21 protein-coding genes are annotated in these 25,109 nt (G+C 51.0%); 11 read left to right on the top strand and 10 right to left on the bottom strand.

What is annotated here, in order from left to right; genetic code table 11:
- The first annotated feature begins 12 nt into the window (after positions 1-12).
- The 3 genes from nuoF (at position 13) to H8S80_RS10935 (ending at position 5,543) form a co-directional block, all read left to right on the top strand.
- Positions 13-1,800, top strand: a complete 1,788-nt coding sequence (gene nuoF, locus H8S80_RS10945) for an NADH-quinone oxidoreductase subunit NuoF (protein WP_110324685.1) — start codon at positions 13-15, stop codon at positions 1,798-1,800.
- Between the two features lie 17 nt (positions 1,801-1,817).
- Entirely contained in the window at positions 1,818-3,563 is a 1,746-nt protein-coding gene (locus H8S80_RS10940; protein WP_002604568.1) for an NADH-dependent [FeFe] hydrogenase, group A6, read from the top strand.
- 573 nt (positions 3,564-4,136) lie between these two features.
- Positions 4,137-5,543, top strand: coding sequence for an amidophosphoribosyltransferase (locus tag H8S80_RS10935; RefSeq protein ID WP_002604569.1), 1,407 nt, complete (start codon positions 4,137-4,139; stop codon positions 5,541-5,543).
- A 75-nt stretch (positions 5,544-5,618) separates the two neighbouring features.
- Here the strand turns inward: H8S80_RS10935 and H8S80_RS10930 are convergent, their stop codons facing one another.
- Entirely contained in the window at positions 5,619-6,689 is a 1,071-nt protein-coding gene (locus tag H8S80_RS10930) for a glycerol dehydrogenase (RefSeq protein ID WP_117633625.1), read from the bottom strand.
- Positions 6,690-6,845: 156 nt separating this feature from the next.
- Here H8S80_RS10930 and H8S80_RS10925 point away from each other — a divergent pair, with 156 nt between their 5' ends.
- From H8S80_RS10925 to H8S80_RS10900, 6 genes are all read left to right on the top strand, one after another.
- The gene (locus H8S80_RS10925) at positions 6,846-8,195 is read left to right on the top strand and encodes an MATE family efflux transporter (protein WP_029467622.1); all 1,350 of its coding nucleotides are present in this window, start codon (positions 6,846-6,848) and stop codon (positions 8,193-8,195) included.
- Between the two features lie 35 nt (positions 8,196-8,230).
- Complete coding sequence (locus H8S80_RS10920; RefSeq protein ID WP_002604572.1) at positions 8,231-8,404, top strand: hypothetical protein; 174 nt, start codon at positions 8,231-8,233, stop codon at positions 8,402-8,404.
- Positions 8,405-8,416: 12 nt separating this feature from the next.
- The gene (locus H8S80_RS10915; protein ID WP_025531296.1) at positions 8,417-8,662 is read left to right on the top strand and encodes a spore coat protein; all 246 of its coding nucleotides are present in this window, start codon (positions 8,417-8,419) and stop codon (positions 8,660-8,662) included.
- 287 nt (positions 8,663-8,949) lie between these two features.
- Positions 8,950-9,492: a hypothetical protein gene (locus H8S80_RS10910; protein ID WP_055656622.1), complete on the top strand. Its 543-nt coding sequence runs from the start codon at positions 8,950-8,952 to the stop codon at positions 9,490-9,492.
- 140 nt (positions 9,493-9,632) lie between these two features.
- Positions 9,633-11,378 carry a flotillin family protein gene (locus H8S80_RS10905; protein ID WP_025531298.1) on the top strand — a complete coding sequence of 582 codons (1,746 nt, stop codon included), beginning with the start codon at positions 9,633-9,635 and terminating at the stop codon, positions 11,376-11,378.
- Positions 11,379-11,436: 58 nt separating this feature from the next.
- Positions 11,437-12,132, top strand: coding sequence for a PspA/IM30 family protein (locus H8S80_RS10900; protein ID WP_002604576.1), 696 nt, complete (start codon positions 11,437-11,439; stop codon positions 12,130-12,132).
- Positions 12,133-12,212: 80 nt separating this feature from the next.
- Here H8S80_RS10900 and glgB read toward each other — a convergent pair whose 3' ends face one another.
- Entirely contained in the window at positions 12,213-13,991 is a 1,779-nt protein-coding gene (gene glgB / locus H8S80_RS10895) for a 1,4-alpha-glucan branching protein GlgB (protein ID WP_117633626.1), read from the bottom strand.
- A gap of 172 nt (positions 13,992-14,163) precedes the next feature.
- On the opposite strand from glgB, the gene H8S80_RS10890 reads away from it, so the two are divergent.
- Positions 14,164-14,745 carry a TetR/AcrR family transcriptional regulator gene (locus tag H8S80_RS10890; RefSeq protein WP_117633627.1) on the top strand — a complete coding sequence of 194 codons (582 nt, stop codon included), beginning with the start codon at positions 14,164-14,166 and terminating at the stop codon, positions 14,743-14,745.
- 227 nt (positions 14,746-14,972) lie between these two features.
- On the top strand, positions 14,973-15,887 hold the full coding sequence (locus tag H8S80_RS10885; protein WP_055656614.1) for a calcium/sodium antiporter: 915 nt from the start codon (positions 14,973-14,975) through the stop codon (positions 15,885-15,887).
- Between the two features lie 210 nt (positions 15,888-16,097).
- Here the strand turns inward: H8S80_RS10885 and H8S80_RS10880 are convergent, their stop codons facing one another.
- The 8 genes from H8S80_RS10880 to H8S80_RS10845 all read right to left on the bottom strand — a co-directional run bounded on the left by H8S80_RS10880 (position 16,098) and on the right by H8S80_RS10845 (position 24,909).
- Positions 16,098-16,637, bottom strand: coding sequence for a hypothetical protein (locus H8S80_RS10880; RefSeq protein WP_002604580.1), 540 nt, complete (start codon positions 16,635-16,637; stop codon positions 16,098-16,100).
- Positions 16,630-16,911, bottom strand: a complete 282-nt coding sequence (gene rhuM, locus H8S80_RS10875) for a RhuM family protein (protein ID WP_080633332.1) — start codon at positions 16,909-16,911, stop codon at positions 16,630-16,632. Before rhuM ends, H8S80_RS10880 begins: the two co-directional genes overlap by 8 nt.
- A 239-nt stretch (positions 16,912-17,150) precedes the next feature.
- Positions 17,151-18,602 (bottom strand): 4Fe-4S dicluster domain-containing protein, encoded by a 1,452-nt coding sequence (locus H8S80_RS10870; RefSeq protein WP_002604581.1) that lies wholly within the window; start codon positions 18,600-18,602, stop codon positions 17,151-17,153.
- Between the two features lie 61 nt (positions 18,603-18,663).
- The gene (locus H8S80_RS10865) at positions 18,664-19,845 is read right to left on the bottom strand and encodes a SpoIIE family protein phosphatase (RefSeq protein WP_117633734.1); all 1,182 of its coding nucleotides are present in this window, start codon (positions 19,843-19,845) and stop codon (positions 18,664-18,666) included.
- Positions 19,845-21,578 (bottom strand): [Fe-Fe] hydrogenase large subunit C-terminal domain-containing protein, encoded by a 1,734-nt coding sequence (locus H8S80_RS10860; protein ID WP_117633733.1) that lies wholly within the window; start codon positions 21,576-21,578, stop codon positions 19,845-19,847. The genes H8S80_RS10865 and H8S80_RS10860 overlap by 1 nt, the downstream gene beginning before the upstream one ends.
- A gap of 2 nt (positions 21,579-21,580) precedes the next feature.
- Entirely contained in the window at positions 21,581-21,820 is a 240-nt protein-coding gene (locus tag H8S80_RS10855; protein WP_002604584.1) for a (2Fe-2S) ferredoxin domain-containing protein, read from the bottom strand.
- Between the two features lie 320 nt (positions 21,821-22,140).
- A complete protein-coding gene (gene ade / locus H8S80_RS10850) occupies positions 22,141-23,892 on the bottom strand; it encodes an adenine deaminase (RefSeq protein WP_117633732.1) in 1,752 nt (583 codons plus the stop codon).
- 186 nt (positions 23,893-24,078) lie between these two features.
- Positions 24,079-24,909, bottom strand: coding sequence for a purine-nucleoside phosphorylase (locus H8S80_RS10845; RefSeq protein WP_002604586.1), 831 nt, complete (start codon positions 24,907-24,909; stop codon positions 24,079-24,081).
- Positions 24,910-25,109: the final 200 nt, after the last annotated feature.

Genomic DNA, 25,109 nt, shown 5'->3' with positions numbered 1-25,109 from the left:
GGAGGAAACAAGATGTATCGTTCACATGTATTAGTTTGCGGCGGAACGGGATGTACTTCCTCCGGAAGCCAGCAGATTATGGTAGCATTAAGAGAAGAATTAAAGAAGCAGGGACTGGATGAGGAAGTTTCCGTCGTTCAGACAGGCTGCCATGGACTCTGTGCCCTTGGCCCGATTATGATCGTTTACCCGGATGCAACCTTCTACGCCATGGTCAAGGAAGAGGACATTCCTGAGATTGTAGAAGAACACTTATTAAAAGGACGTCCTGTACAGAGACTCCTCTATGATGAGACGGTTACGCCATCCGGCGTCAAGTCCTTAGGAGATACCGATTTCTATAAGAAGCAGCACAGAATCGCACTGCGCAACTGTGGCGTCATCAACCCGGAAGTCATCGAAGAGTACATCGGTACCGGCGGATATCAGGCCCTCGGCAAGGTTTTAACCGAGATGACTCCGGACGACGTAATCCAGGTTCTGCTGGACAGCGGTTTGAGAGGCCGCGGCGGCGCCGGTTTCCCGACCGGACTCAAGTGGAAGCTGGCTAAGGGCAACGCCGCAGACCAGAAGTATGTCTGTTGTAACGCCGACGAGGGCGACCCTGGCGCGTTCATGGACCGTTCCGTTCTGGAAGGTGATCCTCACGCAGTGCTGGAGGCCATGACCATCGCAGGCTACGCCATCGGCGCTTCCCAGGGTTATATCTACGTTCGTGCAGAGTACCCGATCGCCGTACAGCGTCTGAAGATCGCCATTGACCAGGCCAGAGAGATGGAACTCCTGGGCGACGATATCTTCGGCTCAGGCTTCTCCTTTAATATCGATTTAAGACTCGGCGCAGGCGCATTCGTCTGTGGTGAGGAGACTGCCCTTATGGTATCCATCGAAGGCAACCGAGGCGAACCGCGCCCGCGTCCTCCGTTCCCGGCACAGAAAGGTTTATTTGGCAAACCAACCATTTTAAATAACGTAGAGACCTGGGCGAACATTCCTCAGATCATCTTAAACGGACCGGAGTGGTTCTCCTCCATGGGTACCGAGAAGTCCAAGGGAACGAAAGTATTCGCTCTCGGCGGCAAGATCCATAATACCGGCCTTGTAGAAGTTCCGATGGGAACCACACTGCGCGAGATCATCGAAGAGATCGGCGGCGGTATCCCCAACGGCAAGAAGTTTAAAGCGGCTCAGACCGGCGGACCGTCCGGCGGATGTATCCCGGCAGAGCATTTTGATATTCCGATCGACTACGACAACCTGGTTGCCATTGGCTCCATGATGGGTTCCGGCGGTCTGATCGTTATGGACGAAGACGACTGTATGGTCGATATCGCCAAGTTCTTCTTAGAGTTCACGGTTGAGGAATCCTGCGGAAAGTGTACCCCGTGCCGGATCGGTACGAAGCGTATGCTGGAGATCTTAGAGAAGATCACCAAAGGCCAGGCTACCATGGCTGACCTCGACAAGCTGGAAGAATTATGTTACTACATAAAGGCCAACTCGGCCTGCGCACTTGGGCAGACAGCACCGAACCCGGTACTTTCCACATTAAAGTACTTCCGTGATGAATACGTAGCCCATATTGTAGATAAGACCTGTCCTGCAGGCGTTTGTAAGGCTCTTCTCTCCTATCATATCGATCCTGAGAAGTGTAAGGGCTGTACGCTCTGTGCAAGGAACTGTCCTGCCAACGCAATTACCGGTACCGTCAAGAATCCGCATGTTATCGATGGCGATAAGTGTATCAAGTGCGGCGCTTGTATGGAGAAGTGTAAGTTTGGCGCTATCTACAAGAAATAATGGAGGGAGAACGTATCATGGAGAATATTACAATTAAAATCAACGGCATGGAAGTCAGTGCTCCAGAAGGCTCCACCATTCTGGAAGCAGCAAGACTCGCCCATGTTGAGATACCAACTTTATGTTATTTAAAAGATCTTAATGAAATTGCCGCCTGCCGTATGTGTACAGTTAAGATCAACGGCGGCAAGCTGGCTGCGGCCTGTGTTTACCCGATCAATCCGGGCCTTGAGGTATGGACCAACACGCCTGACCTCGTAGAATACAGAAAAAAGACGCTCCAGCTGATTTTATCCAACCACAACCGTTCCTGTTTATCCTGTGTCCGCAGCGGAAACTGCGAGCTGCAGACCTTATGTAAGGAGCTGGGCGTGGAAGACAGCGATTACTACGATGGAGAGAAGACTCCGTCCTGTATCGATGAGAGTGCGGCCCACATGGTCCGTGACAACAGCAAATGTATCCTCTGCCGCCGCTGTTCCGCTACCTGTGAAAAGGTACAGGGAATCGGCGTCATCGGCGCCAATGAGCGTGGTTTCGCCACCATCATCGGTTCCGCATTCGATATGGGCCTGGGCGAGACCAGCTGCGTATCCTGCGGCCAGTGTATCGCAGTCTGCCCGACAGGCGCGCTTTATGAGAAGACCTGCATCGACGACGTAGCCGCCGCTATCGCAGATCCTGCCAAACACGTCATCGTACAGACAGCTCCGGCAGTTCGTGCGGGACTGGGCGAGGAATTCGGCTATCCGATCGGAACGAACGTAGAAGGCAAGATGGCTGCTGCGTTAAGAAGAATCGGCTTCGACAAAGTATTCGACACCAACTTCAGCGCCGACTTAACGATTATGGAAGAAGCGCATGAATTTATTGAGAGAGTTCAGAACGGCGGCACGCTGCCGATGATCACCTCCTGTTCACCAGGATGGATCAAATACTGCGAGCACTATTTCCCGGATATGACGGAGAACTTATCCTCCTGTAAGTCCCCGCAGCAGATGTTCGGCGCTATCGCCAAATCCTACTATGCGGAAAAGATGGGCTTAAAGCCGGAAGATATCGTATCTGTCAGCGTTATGCCATGTACCGCGAAGAAGTTCGAGATCGGCAGAGACAACCAGGATGCCAACGGCTGCCCGGATGTAGACTACTCCATGACGACGAGAGAGCTCGCCAGAATGATCAAGAAATTCGGTATCCGCTTCAACGAGCTTCCGGATGAAGAATTCGACGCTCCGTTAGGCCTTGGTACCGGCGCGGCTGTCATCTTCGGCGCAACCGGAGGAGTTATGGAAGCAGCCTTGAGAACGGCTGTCGAGACCCTGACCGGCGAGGAATTACAGAAGCTTGACTTTACCGACGTACGCGGCACCGAAGGCATCAAGGAAGCTACCTACAACGTAGCCGGCATGGATGTCAAGGTTGCTGTCGCCTCCGGCCTCGGCAATGCCAGAGAGCTCTTAAACAGAGTAAAATCCGGTGAGGCAGACTACCACTTCATCGAGATCATGGGATGTCCTGGCGGCTGTGTAAACGGCGGCGGCCAGCCCCAGCAGCCAGGCTCCGTCCGCAACACCGTAGACATCAGAGCCCTGCGCGCCAAAGTATTGTACGACGAAGACGCAGCCAAAACCATCCGTAAGTCCCACGAGAATCCTGCAATCAAAGAACTCTACGAGACCTACCTCGGCAAACCAGGCAGCGAAAAAGCGCACCACCTGCTTCACACGACTTATGTAAAGCGAAAAATCAATGAAGTTTAATTTATAGTGTCTTTACCCAGACCGTCCCTTTGCCCAACTAAAGAAGGCCAAAGAGACGGTCTGTTTTTTTACCAGATTACATCTGGCGCTCTTCCCTTCCCGGAGCCAGTACACAGCCCCAGGGCCTGCGGAGAGTCTGAGGGCGGCAAGGGCGGGAGCGCTGTTGGTTTCCTTTTCCGAGGTACGCAGGAACTTAAGCGGAAAGGCGGGAAAAAGGGGTGGTGAAAGCAGGCCTCAAAGCCTGCTTTCAAGTGCACATGGAGGAAAAATCCTTCAGGATTTCTTCCGTAATTTGCACGATCCGCCCCTTTTTCCCGTCTTTCCGCTTTAGTTCCTGCCACCGAGGAAACAAGAAACCAACAGCGCTCCCGCCCTTGCCGCCCTCAGACTCTCCGCAGGTCCTGGGGCGTCCCCTCCAATACTTCTAAAACCTCATAAGAATATTTAATGGGTAAATCCATTGTTTCCATCTCCTCATATGTGTTAGAATTGTCTCGGACGGCTGATTTGTCAGACCGTCCGGATTGATTTTCACACGATCACACGACTTAATCACATAGAAGAGGGAATTTTATGGGCGGAATATTTGGTGTCGTATCTAAAAAGAGTTGTACACTCGACGTATTTTTCGGAGTGGATTACCACTCCCACCTGGGAACCAAGCGCGGCGGTATGGCCGTATACGGGCCACGGGGCTTCTCCCGTGCCATTCATAATATCGAAAACACTCCTTTCCGTACAAAATTTGACGGGGACTTGGACGAGCTGGAAGGCACTTCCGGTATCGGATGCATATCCGACAATGAGCCGCAGCCGCTCTTAATTCAGTCCCATCTCGGCAGTTTCGCCATCACCACAGTAGGTAAAATCAATAATCAGGACGATTTAATCCGGTCGGCCTATGAGAACGGCCATATTCATTTTATGGAGATGAGCGGCGGCAGGATCAATTCGACAGAACTGGTGGCGGCCCTGATCAATCAGAAAGCCAGCATCACAGAGGGCCTTCAGTACGCCCAGGAGCGGATCGACGGCTCCATGACCATACTGATCCTGACCCCGGAGGGAATCTACGCGGCAAGAGACCGTATGGGACGTACCCCCATCGTTATCGGTAAAAAGGAAGACGCATTCTGCGCCTCTTTCGAAAGCTTTGCCTACATCAATCTGGGCTACTCTGACTACTATGAGCTGGGCCCGGGAGAGATCGTCTTTTTGACGCCGGAAGGCATGGAAAGCCTGGTTCCAGCCAGGGAAGAGATGAAGATCTGTTCCTTCTTATGGGTTTACTACGGCTATCCCACTTCCTCCTACGAAGGCATCAACGTGGAAAATATGCGCTATGAGTGCGGAAAGCTTCTGGCCCGCCGGGATGATGTAAAATCTGACATGGTAGCCGGTGTTCCGGATTCCGGAATCGCTCACGCCATCGGATATGCCAACGAATCCGGCATCCCATTTGCAAGACCCTTTATCAAATATACACCCACATGGCCCCGTTCCTTCATGCCTCAGAATCAGGGAGAACGAAATCTGATTGCAAAGATGAAGCTGATCCCTGTAGATGCCCTGATCCGCGGCAAGAGTATGCTGCTGATCGACGATTCCATCGTCCGCGGCACACAGCTGGGTGAGACTACGGAGTTCTTATATCAGAGCGGTGCGAAAGAGGTCCATATCCGTCCGGCCTGTCCGCCTCTCATGTTTGGCTGTCCTTACCTAAACTTCTCCCGTTCCAACTCGGAGCTGGATCTGATTACCCGCAGGATCATCCGCGACCGTGAGGGGGACAACGTCTCCGACGAAGTGCTGGCCGATTACGCGGATCCCGACAGCAGGAACTACCAGGAGATGGTGGAAGAAATCAGAAAGAAACTGAATTTCACCACACTCCGTTACCACAGGCTGGATGATTTACAGGCATCCATCGGCATTTCTCCCTGCAAGCTCTGCACCTATTGCTGGAGCGGGAAAAAATAACAGAAATCAGAGGTCTCCTGACGTTTTGCTGTAGGAGACCTCTTTTCTATTCCATATAAAATGTTTAACTACGGATCATTTTGATAGACGCTTCATCACCCTCACCACTTCCTCCGGCTCCACGTCCCTGCCAATGTTTCTCATCGTCTCTTCCGGTGAGCAGCTTCTGGCCGCGGCCTCGAACAGACGGTGTTCCGGGATTTCTCCCGCATGCATGTCTTCCAGCGAGACCGGAAGCCCTACCTTCCGGCAGAAGCCGTGAATCTGACTGATCTCCTCCTCCGGCCGGCCCTCCAGCACCATCTGCACCAGTGTACAGAACGCCACCTTTTCTCCGTGCATTACGGAAGACAGCTCCGGAAGAAGCGCCAGGCCGTTGTGAAGCGCATGCGCGCAGGCCAGCCCCCCGCTCTCGAAGCCGATTCCGCTTAAATACGTATTGGCTTCCACAATATTTTCCACAGCTTCCGTACAGAGCCGGTTCTCCACATCTTTTCTGGCCTGTTCCCCATATGTGAGGACTGTATCGAGACACGCCTTTGCCAAAGCCTCCGCCGCGATGGACACGCTGCCGCCGGCCCTCGTCACCGCGCCGTTTCTCCGGCATGCAAAAGCCTCATAATACGTGGAAATGGCATCTCCCATCCCCGCCGTAAACAGCCGCACCGGAGCGTGGGCGATGATCTCCGTGTCCAGAATAATCAGATCAGGGTTTCTCTTTAACGAAAGATAACGGTCAAAGGTACCGTCCTCCCGGTAGAGAACGGCGATTCTGCTGCACGGTGCATCTGTGGAAACCGCAGTCGGCACCAGAATCACAGGCTTTCCGGAATAATGGCCTGCTGCCTTTGCCGTATCCTGCACCTTGCCGCCCCCGATCCCGAATACGGCGCCGCAGTTCTCCGCCATCCCGGCCAGTCTCGTGATCTCCGGCTCACAGCACTCGCCGGTGAACACCTCTTCCTTCCAGGAAATCTCCTCCTTCTCAAAGCTCTCCGCTGCCGCATCCCGGTAAACGTCATGGACAAACCGGTCCATAATCAGCAGTACTTCGCCCTCCCCAATGCTCCTGTAATGCTCCGCCAGCTTCTTTATCTCTCCCGGTCCCTGTATGTAGGTGGACGGGGCGTCGATCACACGTCTCATATGGCTGCCTCCATTCTTATAATTTGTTCCTATATTCATCATTGTAAAAGATTAATAATTTTTTCACAATATAAATTATCACCAATTTTCCCGATTGCCTTCCCTTCCTACTCCTGCTATACTCTTCTTTAGACTATTTTTTTCGGAGGATACCGTATGACAACCGATTTAACCGTGGGACTTCCACGAAAAACCCTGTGGCGTTTCCTGCTGCCGATGCTGGTAAGCGTCATGTTTCAGCAGTTTTACAATATCGCGGACAGCATGATCGCCGGACGCTTCGCCGGTGAAGACGCGCTGGCTGCCGTCGGCGCCTCCTATCCGATCACAGTTATCTTCATGGCCTTCGCCACCGGAAGCAATTTAGGCGCGTCGGTGGTCGTATCCCGCCTCTTCGGCGCCAGGGACTTCCGCAGAATGAAGACAGCCATCCATACGGCCTTCATATCCTGCGTCGCTTTAAGCCTCCTTCTGACCGCCTACGGGATCATCTTCTGCGCTCCCATGATGAGATGGATCAAGACGCCTGACAACGTCTTCTCCGACGGCGCCCTGTATCTGCGCATCTACACCTTCGGACTGCTGTTCCTGATCCTTTATAACGTCTGCACCGGAATTTTCACTGCATTTGGAGACTCAAAAACGCCCCTTTGGTTCTTAATCGGCTCCTCTCTGGGCAATATCGTGCTCGACATCTGGTTCGTCGCCGGCTTTCACATGGGCGTCGCCGGTGTCGCCTGGGCCACGTTTCTCGCTCAGGGCGTCTCCTGTATCCTGGCTGTGGTGACCCTCGGTTCACGCCTGAAAAATATGGCCGGAACCGAAAAAGCCGCCATGTTTGACTGGGGACTCTTTAAGCAGATCGCGGCAATCGCAGTTCCCAGCATTATGCAGCAGAGCGTGCTTTCCGTGGGGAATCTATTTGTCCAGGTCATCGTCAACCACTATGGCTCCGCCATCATTGCAGGCTACTCCGCGGCCATCAAGCTGAATACCTTTGCCATCACCTCCTTCATGTCCCTGGGAAGCTGTCTGTCCGGCTTTACGGCCCAGAATCTGGGCGCAGGCAAGGGCGGCCGGATCAGTTCCGGTTTCCGGGAAGGCGTCCGTCTCTCCCTGATCGCCTCCGTGCCGTTTGTGGCTCTCTATTTCCTGTTCAGCAGACAGATCATGGGGCTGTTTCTGGATTCCGGCAGTCAGGAGGCCATAAACGCCGGCGTGATGTTTTTAAAAATCGTATCGCCCCTCTATTTCATGATCTCGATCAAGCTGATGACCGACGGTATTCTGCGCGGCTCCGGAGCCATGGTATATTTTGTCATTGCCACCATCCCCGATCTGATCCTGCGTATTCTGTTCGCCTGCCTGCTGACGCCTCACTTTGGCAGCACCGGAATCTGGATGGCATGGCCGTTCGGATGGACGGCGGCCACTGTGCTCACCATGATTTTTTACAGGAAAATTCTTCCACCTCCACAAAAGGAATCAATTGCCGGAATGGATTGAGCAGAAACTCACATACTAAATGTGGAGGTGATAATATGAGTCCAAAGGAATTAACGTATATTGAAGACGCATTAGGTCATGAGAAGTTTTTGAAGACACAGTGTCAGGAAGCAATCACGAATTTACAGGATCAGGAATTGAAGACCTGTGTGGAACAGATTTCCCAGAAGCATCAGCAGATTTTTGATAATTTCATTAATTTAGTGTAAGGAGGCGCAAACATGGACGACAAGTGTATTATGGAAAACTTACTCCTTACCACCAAGGGAGTGTGTGACTTATACCTGCACGGAACGATCGAGTCATCGACAGCTAATGTTCATCAGACATTTGACTGTGCATTAAACGACAGTCTCTGCATGCAGGATGATATTTACAAGAAGATGTCCGCCAAGGGCTGGTATCCGATGGAGCAGGCACCACAGGAAAAGATCACCAAAGTAAAAAACAAATTCGCTGGAATGTAAGATTTCCCAGCACAGCAAAAAGCATTGCCATGAACCCAATTCTCATGGCAATGCTTTTTTATTGAAGCTTTATTTTCTCCATGCAGTCCTTTATCTTAAAACCGTCTTCCATACTGCTTTCTAAATTCTTTCTACAACGGATTAATATCATTTTTGTTCAACTAATTTAAGAAATTTGTATGAATTGATAGATAGTATGTTTTACCGAAAAATGGTATAATAGATATCGTTACAGAAGCTGGCTGGCAGAGGCACGGAGCCTTAAAACAGCCGCGGAGGGGGACGCCATGAGGGATATCTACATCATTTGTATGGTTATCGGTTTTTTACTGCTCTCGCTGTCTGTTCTGGGTGAATTTCTGGAAAATGTATCCGGAGCGCTGGAGGCATTTCTTAATTTTGATTTTGATATTGACTTGAATTTCCTGCCGATCTCGGGAGTGAGTATCTGTACCGGGCTCATCACATTCGGCGGCATGGGACTTTTGTTTAACAGCCTGATTCCAGCCATCGTGATCGGCTATGCGGCTGCGATGGCGGTACAGATGGTCATAAGGAGGTTAAAACGGGTGGAAAATGAGGCTATGAATCGTGAGGAGCTTTATCTGTGTGATGGAAAGATCATCAATACGGTTTTGGCAGGCGGCCTGGGAACAGTAGAGTTCGATAATATCAAGGGCATTGCCACCACCTTCGTGTGCCGGAGCACGGACGCATCGGAGGTCTTAAAGCAGAACACCGTGGTAAAGCTGGTTGAATTTGACGGCGAGATCGCCGTGGTTCGTCCCAAAGACGAGTTTGCCGGGTACGGCAGTATGGATGATGAATAGAGGCTGAGGTGATTTCTGCCGGTCTTTATACATAAACTTTACCATCACATCACTTCGCTTTCCGTAACCTCATGTCCGCGGTTTCATAACTGCGCGTGGGCGTAACCGGGAAAAGAAAAGGCGAGAAAAGGAGAACGAAAATGAGCGAACTAATCAACAAGCTAATTCCAGTCATCATTATTGTGGCCGCAGTCATTTTGATTATAATGGTGATCATGTCCTGGTGGAAACGTGTTCCACAGGATAAGGCGGGCGTCGTAACCGGCATCAAGAAAAAGGTAATTACCGGCGGTGGCGGTATTGTGATTCCCGTCATCAATCGAATCGATTACATATCGCTTAGCGCCTCCAGCCTGGAGATTACGACGGAAGACAGTATGTCCTCCCAGAAAGTACCGATCAACGTAGTCAGCACCGTCGTACTGAAGGTTAAGAACGACACCACCAGCATCTTAAAGGCAATCGAGCGTTTCAACGGCAAGGACATCAAGGAAGTTAAACTCAACATGGAAGAGATTGCCCGTCAGATCCTGGAAGGCAAGCTGCGTGAGGTAGTATCCACACTTTCTGTAGAAGAACTGTACAGCAACCGTGAGAAATTCGCCAACTCCGTACAGGAAGCGGCGGCCACCGAGCTGTCCACCATGGGTCTCGAGATCATGTCTTTCACCATCAAGGATGTGACGGACGAAAACGGCTACATCAAATCCCTGGGTGTGAAGCAGATCGCCGAGAAGAAGAAAGAAGCAGACATTGCGCAGGCTGAGGCAGAGCGCGAGCGTCAGATCAAAGTCAGCGAGGCCCGCAGAGACGGTGAGCAGGCGAAGCTGGCAACCGAGGCGGAGATCAGTGCCGCCAACAAGGAAAAGTTAATCAAGGAACAGGCCTACCAGAAGGAAATCCAGACCTCGAAGGCCCAGGCCGACGTGGCTTACGACATCCAGAAGAACATTACCCAGAAGGATGTCATTCAGACACAGATGGATGCAGAGCTTCTGCGTCAGGAGCGCCAGAAAGATATCGAGCAGGCCGCCGTACAGGTAGAGATTTCCAAGGAAGTAAAGAACCGCGAGCTGGCGGAGCGCCAGGCAGAGACAGCCAAGGCCTCCCTGCAGGCCACAGTTGTACAGCCGGCTATTGCTGAGAGAGAAAAACAGGCTCAGATTGCCGATTCTGAAAAATATAAGAAAGTAGCGGAAGCCGACGCCTCCGCCCAGACCCTTAAGAAACAGGCCGACGCGGAAGCCGAGGCAACGAGAATGAGAGGTCTTGCCACCGCCGAGACGAACGCGATCGCCGAGACGAAAAAAGCAGAGGCAGAGGCCGCTGCGATCCGCATGAAGGCAGAGGCGGAAGCCGCTGCCACCAGAGCCAAACAGCTGGCCGAAGCAGAAGGTATCCGTGCAAAGCAGCTGGCTGAGGCGGAAGGTATCCGCGCGAAGAAGCTGGCTGAGGCAGAAGGTATCAAGGCCGCCCTGTTAGCGGAAGCCGAAGGTATGGAAAAGAAGGCTGAGGCTTACAATAAGTACAATACGGCAGCCATAACAGAGATGATCGTAGGCATCCTTCCGGAGATGGCAGGCAAGATCGCAGAACCGCTCTCCAGAATCGAGAAGATCACCGTGATCGACAGCGGCAGCGGCACCGGAGAAGGCGGCGTTGGAAGTCTGGCAGGCAATGTAGGTTCCGTCCTTGCCAAGACGATCGAGACCGTCAGGGAGACCACAGGCATCGATTTCAAGGAGATCATCGACGCGGATGTGCTGGGCAAGACCACTACGAATATTAATATTAACGGCGGAGGCCAGGAAGACGGCCAGCGCAACATGGAACAGGAGATTTCCAATGCGGAGATTGTAGAAGCAGTTCTGGATAAGCGGAATTAGGCTCACAGGCCCTTATTCGCAGTCCTTAGCTGCCGGAGTTAAAAAGGAGCGAGCATATATGGGATTAGATGTGTTTGGAAGAATTAAGGATATCGTATCAGCAAACATCGATGAACTCTTAAGCAAAGCCGAAGATCCGGAGAAGATGGCCGACCAGATGGTCAGGAAGTACGAGGATGCCATCAAGGATCTTTTAGGAAGCACTGCCTCTGTCATGGCCTCTGCCAGGGAAGCAAAGGCAAAGGTGGACGCCTGCGACGCGGAGATCAAGAAGTACGGCACCTACGCCGAGCGCGCCCTGCGGGATGGCAATGAGGAGAAAGCCAGACAGGCGATCACATTAAAGCAGGATCAGGAAGACTTAAGGCCGACTCTGATGCAGAGTTACGTAACCGTCAAAGTACAGGCGGATAAGGCCGAGGAAGACTACCGGAAGCTGACAGCGGGCTTAGAAAAGACGAAGGCCCGCGCCGAAGCCATGAAAAACACGGTACGCACAGCCAAGGTAAAGAATCAGGCCGGAGAAGTCCAGATGAAATCTGCGGGCACCGCTGCGGGATTAATGAGCCAGTTTGACCGCATGGAAGAAAAGGCCAACCGGCTGCTTCATGAAGCGGAAGCCAAAGAAGAGCTGACCGGAAGAGGCAGCACGGCCGCGGAACTGGATGCCTTATACGGCGACCAGTCAAAATCGCGGGTAGATGAGGAACTGGAAGCGATGAAAAAGGCGCTTAATCTCACAGATGAATTGTAATACGACATCGTAGTCACCCCCTCGCCGTTTCGGTATGCACCTATGTGCCCCGGAACGGCGGGGGATTTTTCTATTTTCTGTTATTCCTCCACCAGATAATACCTACCGGAATACGGTGGCAAAGAGATCACCGTTTTGCCTTCCTTAAGCGGAATTTTTTGTTTTTCCCGACTCTCCATCTCACTGGAAATCAGCAGGGACAGACTTGATCCCTCTTTGACCTCCAGGACATATCCCTCCTGTACTTCATCTGAGAAATTGAAAACTGCCGCAATGCGCTGCTTCCCGCTCCGGCGTTCGAACGCATAGATCAGCCGTTCCTCCTGATGGCAGTCCAGCCACCGGAATCCTTCCGGGTCGTAGTCCATCTCATACAGAGCCGGATTCTCTGAATACAATTTGTTTAAATCCATCATAAAACGGTGAAATGCGTCATGGACCGGATAGCTTAAGATCTCCCAGTCCTGCTGCCGTTTTTCATCCCATTCGCGAAGCTGTCCGAATTCATTGCCCATGAAGTTCAGCTTCTTCCCCGGGTGGGCAAACATATAGAGGTAAAGCGCCCGGGCCTGTGGGAATTTCCCCTCATAATCTCCATACATTTTCTGCAGGATTGTTGCTTTCCCGTGGACCACCTCGTCATGAGATAACGGAAGCAGGTAGCGTTCCTTATAAAAATACTGCATGGAAAACGTTAGCTGGTGGTATCTCTGCTTCCGCTCCGCCGGCGGCGCCTGGAAATACGACAGCGTATCATTCATCCAGCCCATATCCCACTTGTAGTCGAAACCGAGACCTCCGTCTGTCACGGCCTTCGTCACCCCCGGGTAGGCAGATGAGTCTTCTGCGATTAAAAGGGCTTCCGGATGCAGATTCTTCAGCCCCCGGTTCATCTCCTGCAGAAATCCAATACCATTTCGGTTCTCCCCGCGGGCGGTATCTCCCTGCCAGTAGATCAGATTACTCACCGCATCCATGCGCAGACCGTCAAAATGGAACTCTTCCAGCCAGTAGTTCGCCGCCGACTGGAGAAAGCTCCTGACTTCCCCGCGGGAGTGCATAAAATTGCAGCTTCCCCACTCACTCCGTCCCACGTCGCTGTGAGGATATTCATAAAGAGCCGTCCCGTCATAATTCCAAAGCGCATAATCATCCACAGCGAAATGGACCGGCACAAAATCCATAATTACACCAATCTCCTGCCTGTGGCAGAGATTGATGAATTTCTTCAAATCCGCAGGTGTTCCATACCTGGAGGTAGGGCTGTAAAATCCCGTGTTCTGATACCCCCAGGACTCATCGGAGGGATGCTCCGACAGCGGCATCAGCTCTACGTAATTGTATCCGTTCTCTTTTAAATACGGAATCAGAAGCTCCGACAGCTCCGTATAGGAATACCAGGCATCCTCCCCTTCCGCCCCCTCTTTTCTCCGCCAGGAGCCTGCATGCATCTCGTAGATATTAAGCGGCTTGTCCAAACCGCTTCTGTGTTTCTTCTTCCACTTTGAATCTCTGAATGCATAGTCTCCCAGCCGGCAGATCAGCGAAGCCGAATGAGGTCTTAATTCCATCAGGAAACCATAGGGATCACAGTGATCGATAAAAGAGCCATCCCGTTTATGGATTCTGTATTTATACATCATCCCCGCCTCAGCCGCAGGCACAAAGCATTCCCAGAAGTTACCGTCGTACACCTTGTCCATAGGAGTCTCCTGCCACCCGTTAAATTCACCGATCACAGATATCCGCGCGGCGTTGGGGGCAAAGGTGCGGAATACTGTTCCATTTTCCTGAATATGCGCCCCCAGATACTCATAGGCAGTAAATTCTTTCCCTGTATAAAAGCCATAATAGTCCATCCCGTTTCCTCCTGTAAAAATTGATCCCTGATTACAAAGAAAATAGACAACCGTCCGATTTCCTACTATAATTGATTATAGAAAATCTTTTTTATTTTATCCATCATCGGATTTGCAAAACTGTCGGATATACGACGGTTTCGTAAAATCGTCGGAAAGGAGTGTAACAGGTATGGACTTAAGAATAGAGAAAACACGCCAGAGCATCGTCAACGCATTTATCGCTCTTCGCTCTAGAAAGCCGCTGGAGAAGATCACGGTTAAGGAGCTCTGTGAAAAGGCGCAGATCAACAAGTCAACCTTTTATTTCCACTATGCGGACATCTATGAGTTATCCGATTCCCTGGAAACGGAGATCGTGACTTCCATCATCAATTCTCTGGCTCATCCGGAATACATGGTGGAGAATCCCGGCGCGTTCACCCAGGAGCTTTTTCTGGCCTATCTTTCCAGGGACGCCCTGATCCAGACGCTGTTTTCGGGCAGCCGGAGCGGATGTCTGATCCAGAAGATCGAATCCAGCTTAAAAAAGCTGATTTATGAACGCCATCCGGAATACCAGGATGATCCGGTGAAAAATCTCATTCTGAGTTATCAGATCTACGGCGCCTACTATGCGTTTTCCGAGAACCGGGAGGAGAACGTTACAGAAGTCATCGCCGTGCTGGGAAGAATATCGGAGGAGCTGCAGAAGCTGCTGCATGAAAAGCCGCTTGACTTTTCCCCGAAAACTGGATATACTAATACCCGGTAAAAGGGAGTAGCTTGCACGTTAATCCGTGTCCTGTGTAGCCGACATTCCCGTTTCCGCAAAAGATCTGTTCCACCTGGAATATAATTTTGCCGGAAACCGGTGCACATATAAAAAGCGAGACTTTTATTGCATGATCTTAGTTTATCGTGCAATAAAAGTCTCGCTTTTTTTCGGCCTTCTTCCTTTTTTAACAAGAGCACTTAACAAACGAAAGAGGGAAATTATTTATGATGTACGTATTTCTGATCCTGGGGTTCCTGCTGCTGATCAAGGGAGCCGATTACTTTGTGGAGGCCAGTTCCTCTGTTGCCAGAGCACTGCGCATTCCCAGCATCATCATTGGACTCACCATCGTGGCATTTGGAACCAGCGCGCCGGAATTATCGGTCAGCATATCCGCTTCCATCGCAGGAAATAATGATATCGCGGTTGGAAATGTGATCGGTTCCAACCTGTTTAATCTCCTGGTCGTACTGGGAGCCTGCGGTGCGATCCGCCCGTTTGCCGTCAAGCTTCGCTGGGACTATGCGGCCTCGGCGGCTGTGGCGGTTGTCCTGTTCGCAATGATCTTATTCGATCAGACCGTCGGCCGTGTGGATGGCATCCTCCTTCTGGTCCTGTTTGTGGCATTTGTCGGGCTGACCGTCCGCGACGCCCTGGTCAACCGGATCGTCACCACAGAGGAGGTCAAAACGCTTCCGCCGCTGCGCTGCGCCGTCTACATCGTGGGCGGACTGGCCGCCATCGTCTGGGGCGGTGACTTAGTCGTGGAAAATGCCAGCGCCATTGCCGCGTCTTTCGGTTTAAGCCAGAACCTGATCGGACTGACCATCGTCGCCCTGGGCACCTCTCTCCCCGAGCTCGTCACCTCCATCGTCGCCTCCCGCAAAGGCGAGAATGGCCTCGCCCTGGGAAATGTCATCGGCTCCAATATCTTTAATATTTTAATGGTTCTCGGCGCCTCCGCCGCGATCCACCCGCTCCTAGTCAACCCGTTCTCGGTTTATGACATAGGATTCTTAATCATTGCCAGCGCCATTACATGGATCCTCTGCCGCAGCCGGAACCGCATCAGCCGTATGGAGGGGGCTTTCATGCTGGCGATGTATCTGGTGTATTTGATTTATGTGATTGTGAGATAATGGAAAGAAATGATCCATAAGACCAACGGCTCCTGTCCGTCCCTGCACCCTGCAAAGTCACTGGAAAAGCCCGGGAAACGAAAGCACCGTGACGGACCGCGGCAGCCGGAAACGCGGCTGAACTGTTACCATAATTCGCCAGAAACAAAAATTCCTCTTGACAAATTCAATTACAGTCTTTATCATAATAATTAAAGGAAATGGGTTCTTTTACTGAGTAAGGTCTTCGGACTGGAAAAGGTTACTCGTTTCTTTTTTTATTGCTATAATATCATATAAATAAAGTTTTCCGTCTTTTGCGTATCTCATAAGCATCAAAACATGAAACACATTATACCTTTCAACCTCCCTATTTTCATCAAAAACAGGTAATGCGAAACGGGATTCATAACGATACCAGCCATATTTTGCGTCTTGGCTGTGTTTATTCTTCCGATTTTCTTCATACTGTTTTCCAGTTGCAATTCCTATCATTTCTGGTAAGCCCTGTGCTGCATTGGCCTTTGCTTTTGCACTTGCCCCCTTTAATTTATGCGTATAGTTAGAATTAGAATATTCATCCGGCAAGTCTGAACCAATGAAAACAATCTTCTTTGTATCCGTAATCGCATAAAACTCGCCAACATATTGTCTAAGATATTGCTCAACATCTTTCCAATTCACATTGCGTTTTCCCTTAAAGATAATATCATTTATCAGTACAATTTTATTTCCTTTCAAATCTGTTATTACATTTACATTTCTATCCAACTGCAATCCCTTCCCATTTATGGTATCTGGTATCACTACCTGTGGTTACTTGATCGGCCCATTTTCTAAACTGCGTGCCACGCAATGATTTCACTCTGTAACCGACTGATATGATAACATCCAGGTTATCATATCTTACTGTTCTCTTAACCTTGCGTGTTCCTTCATTCTGAACTGTCAAGGAAGCCTTGACAGCTCCTGATTGTTCCAATTCGCCCTCTTCATAATAATGGCAAACATGAAGACTAATGTTCTGCTTTGATGTGTTAAACACCCTTGCCTTTTGTTTCTTCTTTTTCCTTACGTACCAGCCTCCTTACAGTGATAAGGCGACTCTCCAGGTACTCTTATTTTATGTTTATTTTACTACACATTGTATAGAAATACAATCAAAATAAAAATGGAACCCCCGGTCTGATTCGCTCATCCGCCGGGGCTTCCATTTCTTCATTCTCTATTTATTGTCTTCTCTAATTCATTGTCTTCTCTATTTCACGATTCGTCCCTAACTCCCTAATGCCGGTGCATTGCCACCTGCTCTGCACCCTGCATCTTTAAGTTCTCATGAACTTCTCTCTTATCCGCCTGGCCGATCAGTAAGTCCCTGGCTTTCTTGGCTTCGGTCTCGCTCTTGTGCTTGCTGGGGCCGCCGACGCAGCCGCCGACACAGACCATGCCTTCCACGAAATCATCGGGCAGCTTGCCGATCTTAAGCAGCATCAGGGCCTTCTTGCATTCTGCGGCTCCGTTGCACTTCATGACGTTGATATCGGCATTTTCGCCGGTCTCCTTCAAGCATTCCAGAACTGCTGCCGTTACGCCGCCGCCGTTGCCGAAACGCTTACCGAATACAGAGCCCTGCTGAAGAGTATTCTCTTCCGGCTCTAAATCCACGCCCTTAGCCACCATCATGGCGTGAGCCTCGCCCAGCGTCATGGCATAGTCCGCGTTGTCTTTAATATTTAAATCCAGAGTCTCGCTCTTCTTTGCGATACACGGCCCGATGAAGACGGTGATGGTCTCCGGATCCTCTTCCTTTAACATTCTGGATACGGCGCACATCGGGGATACGGTCGTTGACATGTTGTCGAGCAGCATCGGATAATGCTGCTTGATCATGTTGACAAATGCCGGACAGCAGGAAGTCGTCATCTTCTTGCCCTCTTTATATGCCTCCGCCCACTCTGCCGCTTCCGCAGCCGCGGTTAAATCGCCGCCCAAGGCCACCTCCACCATGTCTGCAAAACCGATCTTCTTAAGCGCAGTCCTCCAGCTGGCCATGGTAATCTCCGGTCCATACTGGCCTTCTGTTGCCGGCGCCACCATGGCAACTACCTTCTTGCCTGCCTTGATCAGGTTGATGACATCCACCAGGAATGTCTTGGAACCGATCGCTCCGAACGGGCAGCTGTGGATACAGGCGCCGCACTGGATGCATTTGCTCTCGTCGATTACGACGATACCGTCCTCATCCATGGTGATGGCGTCTACCGGACAGCTTCTCTTACACGGACGGGTCAGGTCTGCAATTGCGTTATATGGACATGCCTGGGAACATTTGCCGCACTCCTTACATTTCTCAGGATCGATATAGGCACGGTCATGGCCCATGGAAATGGCTCCGAAGTTACAGGAATTCTGACATGCCTTTCCCATACACTTCTGGCAGTTGTCGGTTACGACGTAGCGGGCAATGGGACATCCCTCACAGGCGGAGCTGATAACCTGTACAATGTTCTTCGTATCTTTTCCACTGGGGCATAAGCCCTCTGCAAGGCGAACACGTTCTCTGATGATCTCACGTTCCCTGTAGATACAGCAGCGGAACTGTGCTTTCGGGCCCGGAAGCATCTTGTAGGGAATCTCTTCCCTGTGCTGCTCCAGACGGCCTTCCCACGCCATTTTCGCCACCTCGTACAATACCTGATGTTTTATGCGAAGTAATGTTGCATCGTTTGTTACCATAATTTTCCTCCTCGTAACTTCCATCTGCCGGAAGCAGAATGGATATCTATAGCAAATCTCATTAATAATAAGTTACCGTAACTTTTTTTCCCATCTCTTCCACCGTGTGTTTTAACTGCTCCACCAGATTCTGGCGGATACCGAGGTCAAATGGAAGACCAGGGTTCTGATATGCGCTGTTGATGGCTTTTCCAACGTACAGCTTCAGTTCCGTACAGTCCTCGATCAGCATCTTCGCCACCATGGACGCACCGTTTGGTTTATCCAGCTCCAGGAAAAATTCTTCTGTGACCGCCTCGTTCTTTACATAACGCCTCAGCAGCTGGAGAACGCGGTTTAAGGTGAGAACGCCTTCCGTGACAAGCTCAATGCCATCGATGTAGGCGATCGGTGGAATATCGGGATCATTGTAATCCAGCGAGACGTCCAGGCTCTTCTTCGTGGTTCTGGCCACGATATTGGCGCTGGTGCCGCCGCAGACCACACGCTTGGTAAATTCATCTCCCGACATGAACTCGGCCACCATGGCGGTATCATCCTCCGGGTTCCTGGCGGGTCCTGTCATCAGATGCACCGGTTTCCTGTCAATGATACGCATGACAGCCACCGTCGTGTCATCTCCGGGACGGAACTGGTACAGTTCGTCGCAGGCCCGGCTGAGTGCCGTGGCCAGACGAATCGCAGAGATCGTGATCCGGTACTGTTTCAGCGCATAGGCGGCGATGTCTTCCCAGAGCCAGCCAAAGTTTAGAAGCTGCCCCACTCCGGCGTGGATGGTGCCGTCGCTCATCAGAACCAAGGCATCTCCTTTTTTTACCCGGAAACGGTACTCGTTGATCTTCTTGTTCTGAATTACACGGATATTCTGAGGAATCGGAACCAGTTCTCCGGCACGGATAAAGATACAGCTCGGATTGTCAAATTCCACCAGATAGGCGTCTCCGTTATGGAATACCTGCAGGATACTGAAGGTGGAATATGCCACCTGCCGCACCTGGCAGACCGGGAGCGTCTCCACGATCGTCTCCACGCATTCCTCCAGAGTCGCGCCGTTTAAAAACATGGTTCCTAATATCTTCGAGGTCAGGGTCGCCAGAATATTGGCCTTGACTCCGCTTCCCATGCCGTCGGCGAGAATCATGATGTTGGAATTCTCCGTCTGGAGCAGTTCCACCTTATCGCCGCACAGGACCTCGTTGAACTTATTCAGGCTTTTGTATGCAACGTCTACTGTTACTCCCATCACTTGACCTCGCTTTCACTTCCTTCATCCAGCAGGGACCGGCAGAGCTTTGTAAGCGTGGTCTTTGTTTCCGCTGTCGTTTCACCCAGCAGACCGGCAATTTCCTGGGCTACCATCATCTGCTTATGGATTACCCGCTGCGCCAGATCGATGGTCTCCAGCTTCTTTTCATACTCCTGCTTCGCCAGCTCCTCTTCCTTCGTGATATCGATAAATGTGGCGAGCACCACGTCCTCTTTTTCAATATAAACAATATTCTGGAGCATGGAGAAATTATATTCGCTATAGGTCACCTTTTTTCCATGAATATTCTGATGGGAATCGTAGACCCACTGGAAATCCGACGGATCGATGAATTCATACAAATACATATTCAAGGCTTCCTGCCTCGTCTTCCCGAAATACTTCTCTCCAACCGCAGAATACTCCAGAACCTTCATATCCTTATCCACGATCAGAACGATATTCGGAGATGTCTCCATCACCAGATTTGATAAGGATTCGGCCTTTTCATGCATAAACGGAATGCACATTCCCAGTTCGGCTTTCTTCTGGAATACGGCGATGGCCTTCTCCCGGCAGGTGGAATAACCGCAGGCACCGCAGTTTAACTCGTCCTCCGGTTTCGTCTTCCCCGTCTTCTTAAGGATCTCCTGGATCTGGGCCTCTGTCGGCATCGGTTCTCTCGGAGAACGGTCCATGAAGATCTTCTGGAAGGAGATCTTATTGACGATTTCCTCAACCTCGCTCTTTATTGCAGGATCTTTTTCAATAGTCTCTTCCATATCCAGCTTCACCTTGAATCTGGATATGCTCTCGTCCTCTACGGTAGGCCCCTTGATACAGCCGCCGGAGCACATGTTCATCTCGATGAAACAGCCTTTTATCTCACCGCGCACCATGCTTTCGCATAGATCGATACAGTTCTTGGCGCCGTGAACGTAGAATTTCCGATAGCCGTCCTTCTTCTCCTCTGTGGCAAGAACGGAATTCACGACTCCGTTGGTGACCGGATAGAGGCGGTTGACCTTGGGATCCAGATGGCGGAACGGAATGTCTTCACAGTCCTCGATGGTGATTTCTTCCTCGTTTAGCCAGCGGTTGATATCGTTGAAGTTTAAGACCGCGTCGATACAGGAATCGTGGCGGACATCGCCCGCTTCTTTCTTCTTGGCGATGCACGGGCCTAAGAATACGACCTTTACATTCGATCCCAGCTCTTCCTTCAGCATCTTGCCGTGGGCAATCATCGGCGAGACCACCGGCGCCATGTAGGGAACCAGCTGGGGATAATAGATTTCAATTAAGTCATTGACACTCGGACAGCAGGTGGTGATGATCGTTTCCATCTCCCCCTCTTCCAGAAGCCGTGCGTATTCAGCCGTCACCATGGCTGCGCCCTCCGACGTCTCCCGGACATCTGCAAAGCCCAGCTTACGAAGGGCTGCATTAATCTGGCCGATGGTCTTGTATTTTAATAATCCCATATAGGATGGGGCGATGGATACGACGGTTGGGATGTGATTCGCTATGTAACCTTTTACAGTGTTTAAATCGCTTACCAGCGTTTTCGCTGACTGTGGACAGACCTGCATGCATTTTCCGCATAAAATGCATTTGTCCGGCATAATCTCGGCCCGCTCATCTTTAATCATGATCGCCTTGACTTCACAGTTGCGGACACATTTGTAACAGTGCTTGCATTTCGTAGCCTTGAAATCAATAATCGCCATGATTACAGCCTCCCTACGATTTCTTTATCGAAAAACTCCTTTGTGTCTTCTGGTTTTAAAGAGAATAATTGGCCGTCTACGGTTACACAAACCCCGTTGACACAGTTTCCGCTGCAGAAGGAACCATTTAAGTCTACTTTGCTTTCTAAATGATTCTCCTTTACCAACTGCTGGAGCTGGGCGATGATTTCTCTGGAACCTTTTAAATGACATGCGCTTCCTATACAGATTGTAACTCTCATGAAAATCTCCCTCCAATATCTTGTGTTTGGTTGTGGTGGTGGTGATGGGTGTGGTGGTGGTTTAAATAAAATACTTAGTTTGAATGGTCGCTCATAGTGGCGGGGGTGCGGGCAGAGCCCTGAAATGCCTCCGGCATTCCAGGGTCGCTTCGCTCGCCATACAGATACACCCGAAGCCGACACGGAATATGAAAGGCAAAAACGGCTTTTCATATTCCGCGCCGGCTTCGGGTGTATCTGCCTGGCTCTGCCCTTTGCGTACATTATCTCACATTGACATATTATTATCAATCAGAAAACTTCATCTGTGCTGTACTTTTTCACATACATTTAACCATGACATCCACGATCTCCTGCTTTTCTGCATCTATCAGTCCATATGTGTTTAACCTCAGCTTCGGAATTACCGGCAGACTGGCGAATGCCAGAGTCATAAACGGATCGATCAGCTTCGAGATTCCCAGTTTTCCGGCTTCTTCTTTTAGCTTTTCAAGCTTTTCATCTACGGCTTCCGCCGCTTCTTCACTCATTAATCCGGCAATGGGCAGGGCCAGTTCGCCCAGGACTTTTCCATTCACGACTACCGCCAGGCCTCCGCGGTTCTTTCGTACCGTGTTTCCGGCCAGAACCATGTCGGCATCGTTGGTTCCTGCAATGATTAAATTATGGGAATCGTGGGCAATGCTGGTCGCTACCGCACCGTTTTTCAGTCCGTAGCCGCCCAGGAAGCCCAGCCCAATGTGGCCGGTGTCGTGGTGGCGCTCAAATACTGCCATTTTTACGATGTCCTGATCCACATCCACACCTGGGGCGTATCCTTCTTTTTCAGTCCATGATACCAGACGTTCCTTGGTGGTCAGCTCGCCCGGCGTTAAACATAATACCCGCACCTGATCACTCTTTTTTTCTATATGGAGCTGCTCCGGCACGATCTCCTTTAAATGAAAGGAATCTCCGACCCTTACGGGCGTGTCTATGTGCTTTATCTCCGCAGCCAGGATTCCTTCTTTCATGGAACCATTTTCCGCTACCAGCTTTCCATTTTTATATACCTGCTCCACACGGAAATTCTCAAGATCCGACACTACGATAAGATTCGCCTTGTATCCCGGCGCTACCGCTCCCCGGTCTTTTAATCCGAAATACTGAGCCGCGTTGTAGGAACCCATAATTACGGCGTGAACCGGATCGGCGCCAAGGCTTATGGCTCTCCGGATGATATAATCAATGTGGCCGAGGCGGAGTAAATCGCCCGGATGCTTGTCGTCCGTCACCAGCATGCACCGGTGGTAATATGGCTCCTGAAACAGCGGAATCAGCGCCTCCAGGTTCCTCGCAGCCGTGCCCTCCCGGATCATGATCCATTGGCCCCTGCTCAGCTTCTCGATCGCTTCGGAAGCATCGGAACACTCGTGATCCGATTTCACACCGGCTGTCACGTAGGCGTTCAGTTCCTTGCCGGAAAGGCCGGGGGCGTGGCCGTCCACCAGCTTATTCCTGTCGAGAGCGCCCGAAAGCTTGTCGAGAATCCCCCGGTCCGCCCTCGTGGTGCCGTAGGAATTCATCAGCTCTGCAAGGCCCAGCACACGCTCTTCTTTATAAAATGGTTCCAGCTTATCTGCAGATAACACGGCTCCAGACTCATCCAGACCGGTAGCCGGCACACAGGATGGGAGCATAAAGAAGACGTCCAGCGTCAGCCCCTCCGTCCGCTCCATCATAAATTGGATTCCCTGGGTGCCCGCCACATTGGCGATCTCATGGGGATCGGTGATGACGGCCTGGGTGCCGTGGGGAATGACAGTGCGCTCAAATTCTCCCGGGGCCACCATGGAGCTCTCCAGATGAATGTGGCCGTCTATCAGGCTGGGACAGACGACTGCCCCCTTTAAATCTATTTCCGTTACCCCTTCATAATCCCCCAGTCCCACGATACAGCCGTCCTCGATGGCGATATCTGCCTGTTCCAGTCCGGCGGTAAATACATTTACAACGGTTCCATGCTTCAGTACCAGAGACGCCTTCTTCGCTCCGGCGGAAGCCAGAATCCGCTCTGACAGTTTCTTATCCATAAGATCAATATTCCCCTTTCTATTGGTCTAGTACAGCATTGCGTAATTAATGGATGCCTGATATCTGCGTCAGGTGTGCGTCCACGAAGCGACGGCGTAGTGGACCCTACGGTTAGCTTCGTGGGCGTGCTCCTGGCGTAGATAGCGGGTGCTATATTCACCGTTAATTGCGCAACGCTGTACTAGCTATCTGCCTGCCAGCTTTGTGACAGAGGCCGTAATCAGGCGCTTGAACAGCGGCGCCACACGGTCTGCGGTCTCCTGGACCTCGGTATGGCTCAAAGGCTCCTTGCTGATGCCGCACGCCATGTTGGTGATGCAGGAAATACCGCAGACAGCCATTCCCATATGGTTTGCCGCCACAGCCTCACAGGCCGTGCTCATACCGACCGCATCCGCTCCCAGCGTCCTGCACATGGATACCTCGGAAGGGGATTCATAGCTGGGGCCGGTAAGCTGTAAATACACGCCCTCTTTTAACTCAATGCCCTCTTCCTTCGCCGTCTCTTTTATGATGTCACGCAGCTCTCTTCTGTAGATATCGCTCATGTCAGGGAATCTCGGCCCCAGCTCGTCGATGTTGGCGCCGATCAGCGGTGAAGGCACAAAGGAGACGATATGGTCACGAATCAGCATGAAATCGCCCGCGTGGAATGTGCTGTTAATTCCACCGGAGGCGTTGGTCAGAAACAGGATCTTCGCCCCCATAAGTCCCATGAGCCGTGCGGGAAGCACCACATCGCTCATCGGATACCCCTCATAGAAGTGAACGCGGCCCTGCATGATCACAACCGGAACGCCGTTTACATAGCCGAAGATAAACCTGCCCTTGTGTCCCGGCACCGTAGACACCGGAAAACCTTCGATATCTTTGTAATCAATGGCCGCGGCAACCTCGATCTCCTCCGCGTATTCTCCCAGACCGGAGCCTAAAACCAGTGCAATCTCCGGCTTAAAATCTGTCTTTTCCCGCACACTCTTTAAACAGCCCTGCAGTTTCTCATATACTTCGTTCATCTTGTCTTTATCCTCCTTTATTTCCTTTCTGTGATATAAGTATAAGTAATTACAGTATATCACAATTTTTAATAGATCTGAACAGGTAAAATGGAAACCAGTAACATTTTGACAAAACCTGCCAGGTAATGGTATACTGGAATTGTTCGTTCTAACCCGAAAGGATTACCTGACGGAGAAGGCGAGGAGAAATCATCGAT

The sequence above is a fragment of the Hungatella sp. L36 genome (genome assembly GCF_014288035.1).
Note: the sequence above shows the minus strand (reverse complement) of the source record. Positions and strands in the feature narration are given on the sequence as shown.